Genomic DNA, 14,918 nt, shown 5'->3' with positions numbered 1-14,918 from the left:
CTCATACATAGAATGGAATGCATGGTCGCAGAAAACATCCCCCAACATGGCGCCCCCATCCCCGCGCAGCCCGCAGCGCATGAGCTCGCGCAATCCCAGCCTTCAGGATTGCAGTCCTCAGGGTCCCAGTCCCCGAGCTCCGCGTCCCCGCTCACGGATGACCCGGATAGAATCGCCACGGCGACGAAACGATACCTCGAGATTTCAGAAAACCGGCTCAGCGCGCAAACCGACTGGTACACGGAGCTTGTGCCGTCCGACAAGGCGCTGCTGCACATGGTGTGCGAGACCGCCGTGAGGGGATTCATCACGTGGGCGCAATCCTACCGCTCCCCGCGCGATTACGCCCCGGTCTCCACCGGTCATATCTTTCTTGTGGCGCCCGTGGAGTTCATGCGATCCATCAAACTGTCGCAGACCCTTGACGCAACGCGCATCATCGTCGAAGTCATCGTGGACAACCTCGATATGCTCGCATCCAGCGGCGCGGCACAACAGGACCTGCTCAACGCCGCGCTCATTTACTCACGCTCCGTGGCGTTCTCGGCCGCGGAAGTCTATGCGAATGCCGCTGAAGTGCACGGCACGTGGGATGCACGCGACGAAGCGTTCGTCATTGAATCCCTCATCGGCGGCGAAACCGGCACGTCTTTGCAAGCCCGGATGACATCGTTCCGCTGGACGTCACAGACGCAATCCATCGCATTCGTTGGCAAGCCGGATTCGACATCGGGTGAGCTGCGTGCCGGAATGAAGCAGGACCGGCTGCGCCGGCATGTGAGCGCGATGGGCGGATTCGTGTGCATGTCGCAGCATCAGGATCTGCTGGTGGCGCTCTTCGGTTCGCCGGAGCAAGGCATTCCCGACACCGATCCCGAGCATCCCGCCGCTTATGCGCATGCCCTTGCATCAGGCGCCACAATCAGCGCAGGTCGCATCACCCCCACCAGCAGTGGCAGCGGCACCAGCACGGACAGCGACGCGACCGGGGCACACAGTGCTGCCGGGTCATACAGCGGCGAACACAACGCGACTCATGTGGCGGCACAGCCATCACTGGACGCCATGCTCGGCGATGCCGGCGCCTCCCCCGATGAGCGTCTGAGCATCGACAGCCTTTCGCGTCTCGTCATGCCGCTCTTCGATGCGCAGCACCCCGTCTGCATGGGGCCGGTGCGACAGGGATTCGAAGGAGCCTCTTACACCGTGCGCGCCGCATTGGGCGGATACCATGCCGCCTCCGCCATCGCGAACTGCCCTCGTCCGCTCGCCAGCAACGACGTATTGCCGGAACGGGCGCTGTTCGGCGACGCGGATGCCCGCAACGAGCTGTACAACGACATCTATGCCATGCTCAAGCAAAATAACGAGAAGAACTCCGTGCTCGCCACCGTGAAGGCGTACCTTTTCAACGGCGGTTCGCTTGACAAAACGGCGCAGGAGCTTTCCGTGCACCCCAACACGGTGCGCTATCGCCTGCGTCGCTCCGTGGACCTCACTGGCTGGGATCCCACCGATCCGCGCGAAGCCTACGTATTGCTCACCGCCTTGAAGATCGGCATGATTCAGGATTCCAACCCCGACCTATAAATCACGCCTGCAGGGTCGGGCATCAATGGTGACAATGAGACCCGTAACATTCCTGTTGCCAACATCCCTGCTGCCAAGACAGCCAAGCGCAAATACGCGAACATACGTGCGCTCAACCGTGTACGCGTGCACATACGCGTGCACATACGCGTGCACATACGCGTGGGGGCGGCCCCGGTTTCCCCGGAAGCCGCCCCACGCGTATGCGAAGCCATGAACTCATGGAACTCATGGAACTCATGGAACCATCAATGCCCAAAATGCCGATTGCCCACAGCCAGAAGAAGCTGTGGGCAATCAGTGTCTTGGGTAATCAGTGACCCAAGCGATCACTACTCCTGATTGGCATCGTCAGCGCCGTCGCCATTGGCTTCATCATCGCCGGGCAGCGGGGTGTCTTCGCCGTCGTTGATCTGGAAGCCATCGTCCGCGCTGGAATCGTCCTGCGCATCAGCAGCTTCCTGTGAGTCGATGTCGCCGGCATCGGCCGTGCCATCGGCACCGCCTGCGATGTCGCCGAGGTTGAGCTCGGTTTCATCCTGATCGCCGTCGCCTGCGCTCAGGTCAAGTGCCTGCACGCCGCTGGTCGAGTCATCGCCATCGAAGCTGTGGTCGTCCGGATCGAAGTCATCGCCGATCGTCAGATCGCCGAAATCGATGTTCGACATATCCATCTGGGCCAGCTCTTCGTCACTCATCTTGCCCAGATCATCGTCCTGGCTTTCGTCAAGGCCGAAGTTGGGGAAGATGGTGTCGCGAATCGCCTTGTCGGGCTCCACCTTTGCGTTGCGGTAACGCGCCAGGCCGGTGCCGGCAGGGATGAGCTTGCCGATGATGACGTTCTCCTTGAGGCCCTTGAGGTCGTCGACCTTCTGGTCCAAGGCGGCTTCGGTGAGCACGCGCGTCGTCTCCTGGAAGGAGGCCGCCGACAGCCAGGATTCGGTTGCCAGAGAGGCCTTCGTGATGCCCAGGAGCTCAGGACGAGCCTGCGCAGGCTTCTTGCCGCTCATGACAAGGCCACGGTTGATCTCGCGGAAGTGCGCGTGGTCAACGAGCTCACCGAGCAGCATGTCGGAGTCACCGGAGTCGGTGACGATGTCGCGGCGGATCATCTGGTGCACGATGACTTCGATGTGCTTGTCGTGAATGTCAACGCCCTGGGAGCGGTACACGTTGTGCACTTCCTCCACGATGTTGACGGTGGCTGCGCGCGGGCCGAGGATGCGCAGGATCTTCTTGGGATCGACGGAACCCTCGATGAGCTGCGTGCCTTCGGCAACGTGGTCGCCATCCTTGACGAGCAGCGGAGCGCGACGGGTCACCTGATATTCCAGCGGCTTGCCGTCGTTCGCGGTCTTGTCGTCGAGATGCAGGATCACCTTGCGTGCGCCGGATTCCTCGTCATCGATCTCGACCGTGCCGGGGTATTCGGCGATTGGAGCCTCGCCCTTAGGCGTGCGGGCTTCGAAAAGCTCGGTGACACGGGGAAGACCCTGGGTGATATCGGATGCCGATGCAACGCCACCGGAGTGGAAGGAACGCAGCGTCAGCTGGGTACCAGGCTCGCCGATGGACTGGGCTGCGACGATACCAACGGCCTCGCCGATGTCGACGAGCTGGTTGGTTGCCAGAGACCAGCCGTAGCACATCGCGCACACACCACGCTTGGATTCGCAGGTGATGACGGAGCGGGCGGTCACGAATTCGACGCCGTGCGCCACGAGGTCCTTGAGCACGTCCATGCTCAGGGCATCGCCGCGCTTGTACAGGACCTCGCCGGTGGCGGGATCGAGCACGTCCGAGGCGAGGATGCGGGAGTACGGACCGCCATCCGCGTTGCGCACGAGCACGAGGTTTCCGTTCTCGTCACGCTCCGCGACGCGCATCTTGAGGCCCTTCTTCGTGCCGCAGTCCTCTTCGCGCACGATGACGTCCTGCGCCACGTCGACGAGTCGACGGGTCAGGTAGCCAGATTCTGCGGTACGCAGAGCGGTATCGGCCAGGCCCTTGCGAGCGCCGTGCTGCGAGATGAAGTACTCGAGCACTGACAGGCCGTCGCGGTAGTTGGACTTGACGGGTCGAGGAATGATCTCGCCCTTCGGGTTAGCCACGAGGCCACGCATGCCGGCGATCTGGCGGATCTGCATCCAGTTGCCTCGAGCGCCCGACGTGACCATGATGTTCACGTTGTTGTCGGCCGTGAAGTGCTTCTGCATGGCCTCTGCCACCTTGTCGGTGCATTCGGTCCACAGGTTGATGAGCTCCTGACGGCGTTCCTCTTCGGTCAACAGACCCATGTCGTACTGGTTGTTGACCTTGGCGGCCTGCTTCTCGTAGCCATCGACGATCTGCTTGTGCTCCGGAGGAGCCACGATGTCGGAGAACGCCATCGTGACGCCAGACCACTGTGCGCGGGTGAAGCCCAGGTCCTTGAGGGCGTCCAGCGTGGCAGCGACCTGCTGCGTGGAGTAGCGGGCGGCGATATCGTCGACGATGCCGGAGAGCTTGCCCTTGGGCACCTGTTCGTTGATGAACGGGTAATCCACCGGCAGCGTCTGGTTGAACAGCACGCGGCCATAGGACGTGGCGAACAGAATTGTGCCGTCCGACAGGCGCTCTTCCTTGACGGTGTCGGCTTCGCCCGGAAGCGGGTCGACGACCTTGATTTCGCTCGGTTCCCAATCCTTGGGCAGCACGAAATCAGCGGGCATGCGCAGCAGCACCTTGGCCTGGATGTCGATGTCGTGACGGTCGAGAGCCATGCGGGCCTCGGCGAGCGAATCGAAGATGCGGCCCTGGCCCTTGGCGCCATCGATGACGGTGCTGAGGAAGTACAGGCCCAGGATCATATCCTGCGAAGGCATGGTCACGGTGTGGCCGTCTGCAGGCTTGAGGATGTTGTCGGATGCCATCATCAGCGAACGGGCCTCTGCCTGTGCTTCGGCACCGAGCGGAAGGTGCACAGCCATCTGGTCGCCATCGAAGTCTGCGTTGAATGCAGCGCAGGCCAGCGGCGGCAGGTGGATGGCCTTGCCTTCGACAAGGATCGGTTCGAACGCCTGGATGCCCAGACGGTGCAGCGTAGGCGCACGGTTGAGCAGCACGGGATGCTCGGAGATCACGTCTTCGAGAGCACCCCACACAACCGGATCGGCGCGGTCGACGAGACGGCCGGCGCTGCGCGGGTTCTGCGCGTAGTTGAGGTCCACGAGCCTCTTGATGACGAACGGCTTGAACAGCTCGAGCGCCATGGGCTTGGGCAGACCGCACTGGTGCATGCGCAGCGACGGGCCGACGACGATCACGGAACGACCGGAGTAGTCGACGCGCTTACCCAGCAGGTTCTGACGGAAGCGGCCCTGCTTGCCCTTGAGCATGTCGGAGAGCGACTTGAGCGGGCGGTTGGACGCACCGGTGACGGCGCGGCCACGACGACCGTTGTCGAACAGCGAGTCAACGGCTTCCTGGAGCATGCGCTTCTCGTTGTTGAGCATGATCTCCGGAGCGTTGAGCTCGAGCAGACGCTTCAGGCGGTTGTTGCGGTTGATGACGCGGCGATACAGATCGTTGAGATCGGAGGTCGCGAAACGGCCACCGTCGAGCTGCACCATCGGGCGCAGGTCCGGCGGGATCACGGGGATCACGTCGAGCACCATTGCGGTGGGGCTCGTGCCGGTCTTGATGAAGGCGTTGATGACCTTGAGGCGCTTCAGAGCACGTGCGGTGCGCTGGTTGGAGCCCGACTTGATGACTTCGCGCAGCTCCTCGGCGGCGGCTTCCAGATCGAAGTCCTCCAGGCGCTTCTTGATGGCCTCGGCACCCATGCAACCTTCGAAGTAATCGCCGTAGCGATCCCTCATCTCGTTCCACAGGTCCACGTCGCCTTCCATGTCGCCGGGCTTGAGGTTCGCGAAGCGATCCCACACGGCGTTGAGGCGCTGAATCTGGTCGTCGTACTTCTGGCGGATGGCCTTCATGTCGCGCTCGGCGCCGCTGCGAAGCTTCGCCTTTGCGGACGACTTCGCGGAGCCTTCGAGTTGCTCGATCTGGGCGAGGTCGGCCTCGACCTTCTTGGCGCGGTTCTCGATCTCAAGGTCGCGCTTGCGGCTCAGGGCGGTGATCTCGGCCTGGTGTTCGTCCTGCAGGTCGGGCAGGTCCTCGTGACGCTGCGCCTCGTTGACGGAGGTGACCATGTAAGCGGCGAAGTAGATGACCTTCTCGAGATCCTTCGGCGAGATGTCGAGCAGGTATCCCAGACGGCTCGGCACACCCTTGAAGAACCAGATGTGGGTCACGGGAGCGGCGAGCTCGATGTGGCCCATGCGCTCGCGGCGCACGCGGGAGCGGGTGACTTCGACGTTGCAGCGTTCGCACACGATGCCCTTGAAGCGCACGCGCTTGTACTTGCCGCAGGCGCATTCCCAGTCGCGGGTCGGTCCGAAGATCTGTTCGCCGAACAGGCCGTCGCGCTCAGGCTTGAGCGTGCGGTAGTTGATCGTCTCAGGCTTCTTGACTTCGCCGTAGCTCCAGCTGCGGATGTCGTCGGCGGTAGCCAGACCGATCTTCAGCTTGTCAAATTGATTAACGTCCAGCACTTGATGTCCTGTCTTTTGTTGCTTTCAAACGTAACGTTGGGGGTCAATGCGCGGCGGGATTGTGCCCGCCGCGCGGGTGCCGGTGTCAGATGACGTCGGTGTGGTCGGTGTCCGGAGCGTTGTCGGTGTTCGGACGGGCGGAGATGTTGAAGCCCAGGTCGTTGGACTGAGACACCGGGTCATCGTCCTCGTCCTTCATGTCGATGGCCACGCCATCGGCATTGAGCACTTCCACGTTGAGCGCCAGGGACTGCATTTCCTTGAGCAGCACCTTGAACGACTCCGGGATGCCTGCAGGCGGCAGGTTCTGGCCCTTGACGATGGCGCCGTAGACGCGCACGCGGCCGTCGACATCATCGGACTTGACGGTCATCATCTCGTGCAGCGTGTATGCCGCGCCGTAGGCCTCGAGGGCCCACACCTCCATTTCGCCGAAGCGCTGGCCGCCGAACTGAGCCTTGCCACCCAGCGGCTGCTGGGTGATCATCGAGTACGGGCCGGTGGAACGCGCGTGGATCTTGTCGTCCACGAGGTGATGGAGCTTGAGCATGTACATGTAGCCCACCGAGATCGGCTTGGGGAACGGTTCGCCGGTACGTCCGTCGAACAGCTGCGCCTTGCCGTCGGGGCCGACGAGCTTGTTGCCGTCGCGGTCGGGCAGGGTCGTGCTCAGCAGGCCGCGGATCACATCCGGGCGCACGCCGTCGAACACAGGGGTGGCGACCGGGGTGCCGGGCTTGCCCTTCTCGGCGCCGTGAGGCACGTGCTTCTTCCACTCGGCCTCGAGATCGGGATCGAGGGAGATGTCCCAGCCGGCGTGAGCGATCCAGCCCAAGTGCAGTTCCAGCACCTGGCCGAGGTTCATTCGGCTCGGCACGCCCAGCGGGTTGAGCATGATGTCGATCGGCGTGCCGTCTGCAAGGAACGGCATGTCCTCTTCGGGCAGGATGCGCGAGATGACGCCCTTGTTGCCGTGACGGCCGGAGAGCTTGTCGCCCTGAGTGATTTTGCGGTGCTGTGCGATGTAGACGCGGATCTGGTCGTTGACGCCATTGGGCAGTTCATCGCCATCGGCCTCGGCGGCTTCCTTCGTGATCTCCTTGACAGAGATGACCACGCCGGTCTCGCCATGGGGCACGCGCAGCGAGGAGTCGCGCACTTCCTTGGACTTTTCGCCGAAGATTGCACGCAGCAGGCGCTCTTCCGGCGTGAGCTCGGTCTCGCCCTTCGGGGTGACCTTGCCCACGAGAATGTCGCCGGCCTTGACTTCGGCGCCGATGCGGATGATGCCGCGCTCGTCGAGGTTGGCAACCGCGTCTTCGCCGACGTTCGGCAAGTCGCGGGTGATTTCCTCGGGGCCGAGCTTCGTGTCACGCGCATCGATTTCGTATTCCTCGATGTGGATGGAGGACAGCGTGTCGTCCTTCACGAGGCGCTGGTTGATGATGACGGCGTCCTCGTAGTTGTAGCCGTTCCACGGCATGAACGCGATGAGCAGGTTCTTGCCCAGTGCCATTTCGCCCTCGTTGGTGGCGGGGCCATCGGCGAGCACGGACTTCTTGGCGACGCGATCGCCCTTCTTGACGACCGGCACCTGGTTGTAGCACGTCGTCTGGTTGGAGCGCTGGAACTTTGCCAAGTGGTACTTGGATTCGGTGCCGTCGTCGTTCATGACCTTGATGAGGTCAGCGGAAACGTAGGTCACCACGCCGTCGTTGTCAGAAAGCACGACGTCGCCGGAATCCACTGCCGCACGCCATTCGCCGCCGGTGCCCACCAGCGGACGCTCGGATTCGATGAGCGGCACGGCCTGACGCTGCATGTTCGCACCCATCAGTGCTCGGTGGCCTTCATCATGCTCGAGGAACGGGATGAGGGAGGCGCCCACGGACACCATCTGGCGCGGCGAGACATCCATGTAATCGACCTGGCTGACCGGCACATCCTCGGCTTCTGCGTGGGAATCACGCACGAGGGCGGTGTCGTTGACGAAGCGGCCGTTCTCGTCCAGCTCCTGGTTGGCCTGGGCGATGACGTGGTCGGCTTCCTGGTCTGCGGTCATGTACACGACGTCGTTCGTCACCTGGCCGTCGATGACCTTGCGGTACGGCGTCTCGATGAAACCGAACGGGTTGACACGGCCGAAGGTTGCCAGCGAGCCGATAAGGCCGATGTTCGGGCCTTCCGGAGATTCGATCGGGCACATACGGCCGAAGTGGGACGGGTGCACGTCGCGCACCTCCATGGAGGCGCGGTCGCGGGACAGACCGCCGGGGCCGAGAGCGGACAGACGGCGCTTGTTCGTGATGCCGGCAAGCGGGTTGTTCTGGTCCATGAACTGCGACAGCTGGGAGGTTCCGAAGAACTCCTTGATCGCAGCCGCCACCGGGCGGATGTTGATCAGGGACTGCGGGGTGATGGAGCCCGGGTCCTGCGTCGTCATGCGTTCGCGCACAACGCGCTCCATACGGGACAGGCCGGTGCGCATCTGGTTCTGGATCAGCTCGCCGACCTGACGGATGCGGCGGTTGCCGAAGTGATCGATATCGTCCACGTCGACGCGCAGCTGCACGTCCTCGCCGTCGCGCTTGCCCGGGAAGGTCTCGCCATCATCGTGGAGCGTCTCAAGGTACTTGATCGTCGCGATGATGTCTTCGAGGTGCAGGCTGCGATCGTTGTAATCGATCTCCAGGCCGAGCTTGCGGTTGACCTTGTAACGGCCGACGCGCGCCAGGTCGTAGCGCTTGGTGTTGAAGTAGAACGAATCGAGCAGGCCGCGGCCAGCATCGGGCGTTGCCTGATCGCCGGGGCGCAGCTTGCGGTACATGTCCACGAGGGCGGCGTCCTGGTTGTCGATCGTCTCTTTGTCGAGGGCGTCGAGCACGAGCGGGTAGCCTTCGAATTCCTTGCGGATCTGCTCACGGTCCATGCCGATGGCTTCGAGGAAGACGATGGCGGACTGCTTGCGGCGACGGTCGATGCGCACGCCGAGCACGTCCTTCTTGTCAATCTCGAACTCAAGCCAGGAACCACGGCTGGGGATGATCTTGGCGCCGAAGACTTCCTTGTCGGAATTGCGATCGCGCGTGCGGTCGAAATACACGCCCGGGGAGCGCACAAGCTGGGAGACGATCACTCGCTCGGTGCCACCGATGATGAACGTGCCGTGCTCCGTCTGCAGCGGGAAGTCGCCCATGAAGACGGTCTGGCTCTTGATTTCGCCGGTCTCGTTGTTGTAGAACTCGGCGTTCACATACAGCGGCGCGGAGTAGGTGTAGTCCTTCTCCTTGCACTGCGCCACGGAATGGCGGGGCTCCTCGAAGTACGGGTCGGAGAACGACAGGGACATCGTCTGCGAGAAGTTCTCGATCGGGGAGATTTCTTCGAACACTTCCGCGAGTCCGGAGGTGTGGAGAACGGTGAACGTGCCGTCCTTCTCATCTTGGGCGACGCGAGCCTTCCAGCGGTCGTTGCCGATCAGCCAATCGAAGCTGTCGGTCTGCACGCCGAGGAGGTAAGGGACATCGATGGGCTCACGGATGGAGCCGAAATTCACGCGGTCAGTCGCCGTGCGCAGCTTGATGTCTTTCTCATCAGCGCGCGCCTGGACGACGGTGACACTTTCGTTTGTCTGAGCAGCCAAAATGCTTGGTTCCTTGCTTTCGCTGGTTTTCAATGCTTCTCAGATGCCCATGCAACCGCCATATGTTACGCGGACATCCCTTGGCATGTGCCCGCTATATGACAAATGCCACAAAACGGTGCAATTATAACGCAAACCGCCCTTTCACACAACGGCGTGTCACTCCATCTCAGATGGTCGTGCGCTGTGGTGCAATCACCTCGGTCGTGTACGGCACCGGGCACTGCCCCACATGCCGCTCCCCCACGAATTCCATCACCCGGGGCAACGCCCGCTCGGCGGCTTTCACGCCTTCGTCATACACGCGTTGCAATTCCTGCGGATCGCGGCACATCGCCCCGATGTTCAATGACTCGTCCGGCCGGATCACCAGCGCCGCCCCCGCCTTCTCGCGGCTGCGCACATAGTCGATCTCGGCATTGTAGACCTCGGGGCGTCGTTCCACGGCTTCCAGCAGGCGCGGCATGCGCCGCATCGCGAAACGGATCGCATGCATATGTGACAAAGCCGTCTTGCGATACGAATCCGGCTGGGTGAGCACGACCACGTTGCGTCCAAAACCTTGGCTCTCGAAGAACCCGAGCGGCACTGCGTCGCTCACGCCTCCATCCACGTAGCGCCGTCCGTCGATCTGCACGGGCTTCGACGCCACGGGAATCGACGCGGACGCTCTGAGAAAAGGCATGTCCATGTGAACGGGCATCGAATGATACGCAGGTTTGCCGGTGTCCGCATCCGTTGCCACGCACCAGAACCCCATGGGGTTGGCAGCGAACGCCTTCTCGTCGAACGGATCAATGAGAAACGGCACCACGCCGTAGGCGAACCGTTCGTTGTACAGGTCTCCGGTGCGCAGCCACGACCGCACGCCCACATACCGAGGGTCGCCGCAGAACTGCTTGTTGTATCGCAACGCACGGCCGATCTGACGGGACTTGTAATTGCACCCCAGCGCAGCCCCCGCCGACACGCCAATCATGGAATCGAACTCCACGCGCGCTCGCATCAGCACGTCCATCACTCCGGCGGTGAACATGCCGCGCATCGCACCGCCTTCGAGCACAAGGCCGATGCGGTCCGCGCTGTCGTGCGCGGTCGCATCGTGCCCCGCCGTATCATGCCCCGTCGTATCGTGTCCCAGCGCAACCTGCTCCCCATCGCGCATCATGCCACTGCCTTTCATTTTCTCGTTTCGCATGCCACGCCGTCGTTGTCCCCATCAAGGCCCTCGCGGTAACCGGGCTGCCCCGCGTACAACGGCGCTTTGCCAGCGGCTCGCGCATCAGCGCATCGCGCATAATACACATCCGAACCATCGGAACTGCCAGATCCGGCGACTTGCGCCTGCGAATCCTGCGTTGTCTGACTTTGCGCAGCGGAATCCTGCGCGGCGGAATCCTGCGCCGCCAGCTGTTGCGTCGCCGCCTTCGCTCCGTCCGACACACCGCCGTCCGTGGGCACGCTCTGCGAGGGGCAGGTCGCAAGCACCGTCTGCATCGCGGATTTCTCGCCGGCCGTCACCCACAGCGCATACTTGTGCTTCACGCCAATCTGCCGTGCCACGTATTCGCAATCGAACGCGGTGTTCGACGGAAGCCACGACGCCGCGTCAGAATCGGACTTCTCTTGGTTCGCCGGCCCATCCACCGCCAGCAGGTTGTAAGGATCGTTGGCCAACTGCAGACGCTGGTCGGCGCTCAGATTCTGCGCACCGGTCTGCCATGCGTTCGATAAAGCCACCACGTGGTCGATCTGCACGGCTTTCGACGTGTCCTGGCCACGTTCAAACGCTATTGTCTTGCCGGTGTAGGGATCGTTGAGCGTGCCGGTGAGCACCACGCAATCATGCGTGTTATCTTTGAACGTCACGTTCGTCATGTCGCGCTTGAGAATGTCGTTGCGGGTATCGCAGCCGTTATGGTCGACGTCGCTCCACGCCGCGCCGAACTGGTCACGGGAATACCCGGCTTTCGACGCGGGGGCCTGCACCGCGAGCTCATCAAGCACCGTCTGCGCCAGATTGCCGCCATCAGTAGAACCAGCCTGGGCGGTGTCCGTCTGGCTGGGGGCGGCCTGCGTGTCCGATGCACTTTCGGAAGGCGCTGCTGACGCTGCGCTCGATGAACCACTGGCGGTGGGTGCCTCGCTGGCAGATTGCGTCGTGGCAGGCTGTGAGCTAGGCGATTGCGAACCACCGGAGCACTGCGCGATCAGGCACAGCACAACAAATGCAGCGGCGACAATCAACACAATCTGTTTACCGGTGAGCTTGCCCTTGCCGTGCTTGCCATGGGAGCCCCTGTTGGATCCCCCACGACGCCCACCGTTCGGCGACATGAATGGCGTGGGATCCGACGTCCCCCGCGACGATGACCGTGATGACTTTCGTGCCATGCTGTTCCCCTCTTGCTTCTTTCTTATCTCGTTTTCGCGCCTATTCGGTCTTTTCACGCATGTACCTAGCGCTGGCCAACTTTCCATGATAATAGGCGAGTGCAATCATGAAGCTGTGGCAAAACCCGGCGAATACCGGAGGAACGCACACACATAAAGAACGCGAAAGGCGGATGCCTTGCCTGTTGCATTGCAAGACATCCGCCGAGGGAGTCTGTGTCAGAACGCGACGTGTGCCGGCAACGGAATCCGCACCTGTGGTGCATCCGTCACACGCAAAGACTACTTGCGCTCAAACACTTTGTAAACGAAACCAATCACAAGCACATAGACACATCCGACAGCCATGACGAGCACGGCGCCAATCTGGCCCATGCCATCAGCCGCCGCGCCCATGATGGGCGGGAAGACTGCGCCGCCGATCAGACCCATCATCATGAGGCCGGACACCTCGTTCTGACGCGTGGGTTCAACGGTGAGCGCATGGCCGAGGCACAGCGAGAATACGTTCGAATTGCCGAAACCGACAAGGGCGACCGCCATCCAGAACAGCCACACCGGCGGGTTCGAAGGCACCGATGCGAAAATCGCAAGGCTCACAGCGGACAGCGTCATCAGCACACCGCAGATGCGCAGACCAACCTTCGTATTGATATGCCGCAGAGCGATACCGCCGACGAAGCAGCCGATCATACGGGCGATGAAATACACCATCGTCGCGTTGGTCGCCACGCTCAGCACGGTGTCGGTATGCTCCATGAGAATACGCGGCGCCTGGGCATTCACACCCACGTCAACGCCCACATGGGCGACAATGCCGAGGAAGCACAGCAGCACAACAGGGTCGCCCAGCAGCTTGAAGCAACGCGCGATCGTGGTGGTGCCGGCATCCGCCGCCGGCTCATCGATACGGTCAAGCGCGAGCAGAACGTATCCGACGATGCCCACGACCAAGTAGATGACATACAGCAGCCACCACTTGCCGTAATGGTTGAACGCCCAGCCGGCGATGTACGGGGCGAACAGCGACGCAAACGCCTTGACGAACTGGCCCATGGTGAGCGTGGAGGCGAGCTGATCGCCTTTGACGAACACGGTGAGCAGCGGGTTGAGGGACACCTGCATGAACGTATTGCCGATGCCCAGCAATGCGAACGAGATGATGATGAGCACAAGCCGCGGGGTTCCCGCGAGCACCGTGTAGGCGATCACCGGCAGCAGCATGGCGCCGATGGTGACCAGGATTGACAGCAGCACCATGCGGCGGCGGCCGATCTTGTTCATCATCACGCCAGCGGGCACGGAGAAGATGAGGAACCAGAAGAACACCATTGTGGTGAACAGATTCGCCTGGGAGTTCTCAAGGTTGAATTCAGGCTTGACGTAGTTCGTGGCGGTGCCCACGAGGTCGACGAAGCCCATGACGAAGAACGCGAACATAACGGGCACAATGGCCATGCGGCTCATCGAACCCTGGGACGGCTCCACTGAGGTGGGAGTCTTTGGAGAAGATGCGCGGTTGCTCATTTCTTTTCCCTCGATATCTTCCGATATGTGCCCTGATGATTTTCGATCAAAGGCTGTTTTCCAATGTCAGAGTCTGGTTGACGCCCAGCCCCGCAAGACCAGGCACCAACCAGACATGTGCGACGCACGTTGCAATAGCGCTGTGCGTCCAATGACGCAACAAGCAGCAGGACTTACTTGTTGCTCTCTGCCTCGGCCAGGTAATCCGGCACAACGTCCGGATAGGTCGGCCAGCCGCCGCTCTGCGTGCACACGAACGCAGCCACGTTCACGGCAGCGCGATGCGCTTCGGTGAGCGACGCTCCGTTGAGAATCTTCGCGGTGAACGTGCCGGAGAAGGAATCACCGGCGCCCACGGTGTCCTCGACCTCGACGTGCGGGGTGTCGACAGTGGAGGATTCACCGGTCTTGGACACGATCGTGCTGAACGTGGAGCCAGCGGTGAGGATCACATAGTCAAGGCCGTATTCGTTGAGGAACCAGCGGCATGCCTCGTCGTCAGAAGTGCCACGGATGTTGAACATGTCGCGCAGCAGCAGCAGTTCGGCGTCATTGAGCTTGAACACAGTGGCGGTGCGCAGCAACTCGTCGATGAGTTCCTTGGAGTAATGGTCTCCACGAATGTTGATGTCGAAGAACTTCATCGCGCCCGGCTTCGTGTGCTTGAGCAGCTCGATGATCGTGTCATGGGACTCGGGAGAGCGCAGGCCCAGCGTGCCGAAGCACACGGCGTCGGCCTTCTCGACCTCATTGATGAGCTGGCGAGTGTAAAGGATGTGGTCCCATGCCACGCCGCGCACGATCGTGTATTCCGGAATGCCGTTCTTCAGCTGCACGTCAACGGTGCCGGTCGGCCATGCGTTGCGCTGAATGATGGCATTGATGCCTGCCTTCTTCGTGGCTGCAACGAGCTCATCGCCGAGTTCGTCCTCGCCCACGGCGGAGATGGCGTAGCCGTCAGCACCGTTATGCACAGAATGGTAGATGAAGTTCACCGGTGCGCCGCCTGCGCGCTTTCCGCTGGGGAGCATGTCCCACAGGAGTTCACCGAGGGAGAGAACCATAGGCTTTGCCATGATTGTGCCTTTCTATTGTTGCAGCGGGCTGCCCCGCCGCGGTTTGTTGTGTGTTGCTGGATGGTTAAGTTTTGATGGTTGGTTTTGTGTGCG

7 protein-coding genes are annotated in these 14,918 nt (G+C 61.9%); 1 reads left to right on the top strand and 6 read right to left on the bottom strand.

From position 1 onward, the window contains the following. Positions 1-21 precede the first annotated feature (21 nt). Positions 22-1,590, top strand: coding sequence for a PucR family transcriptional regulator (locus CLV65_RS04130; RefSeq protein WP_157847214.1), 1,569 nt, complete (start codon positions 22-24; stop codon positions 1,588-1,590). A gap of 332 nt (positions 1,591-1,922) precedes the next feature. On the opposite strand, the gene CLV65_RS04125 is transcribed toward CLV65_RS04130, so the two are convergent. The 6 genes from CLV65_RS04125 to CLV65_RS04100 form a co-directional block, all read right to left on the bottom strand. Beyond that, positions 1,923-6,185: a DNA-directed RNA polymerase subunit beta' gene (locus CLV65_RS04125; RefSeq protein WP_094690562.1), complete on the bottom strand. Its 4,263-nt coding sequence runs from the start codon at positions 6,183-6,185 to the stop codon at positions 1,923-1,925. Between the two features lie 85 nt (positions 6,186-6,270). Then, positions 6,271-9,828 carry a DNA-directed RNA polymerase subunit beta gene (gene rpoB, locus CLV65_RS04120; protein WP_094690563.1) on the bottom strand — a complete coding sequence of 1,186 codons (3,558 nt, stop codon included), beginning with the start codon at positions 9,826-9,828 and terminating at the stop codon, positions 6,271-6,273. 169 nt (positions 9,829-9,997) lie between these two features. Continuing rightward, positions 9,998-10,996 carry a patatin-like phospholipase family protein gene (locus tag CLV65_RS09090; protein ID WP_211278391.1) on the bottom strand — a complete coding sequence of 333 codons (999 nt, stop codon included), beginning with the start codon at positions 10,994-10,996 and terminating at the stop codon, positions 9,998-10,000. Positions 10,997-11,007: 11 nt separating this feature from the next. After that, on the bottom strand, positions 11,008-12,165 hold the full coding sequence (locus CLV65_RS04110) for a GmrSD restriction endonuclease domain-containing protein (RefSeq protein WP_094690564.1): 1,158 nt from the start codon (positions 12,163-12,165) through the stop codon (positions 11,008-11,010). Between the two features lie 339 nt (positions 12,166-12,504). Further along, positions 12,505-13,689 (bottom strand): MFS transporter, encoded by a 1,185-nt coding sequence (locus tag CLV65_RS04105; protein ID WP_094690653.1) that lies wholly within the window; start codon positions 13,687-13,689, stop codon positions 12,505-12,507. A gap of 233 nt (positions 13,690-13,922) precedes the next feature. Then, positions 13,923-14,825 carry a carbohydrate kinase family protein gene (locus CLV65_RS04100; protein ID WP_094690565.1) on the bottom strand — a complete coding sequence of 301 codons (903 nt, stop codon included), beginning with the start codon at positions 14,823-14,825 and terminating at the stop codon, positions 13,923-13,925. Positions 14,826-14,918 lie beyond the last annotated feature (93 nt).

This window comes from Pseudoscardovia suis (genome assembly GCF_002797875.1).
In the GTDB taxonomy this organism is placed as follows: Bacteria; Actinomycetota; Actinomycetes; order Actinomycetales; family Bifidobacteriaceae; genus Pseudoscardovia; species Pseudoscardovia suis.
The sequence above is the reverse complement of the archived record's forward strand: the minus strand, read 5'-3'. Positions and strand labels throughout refer to the sequence as shown.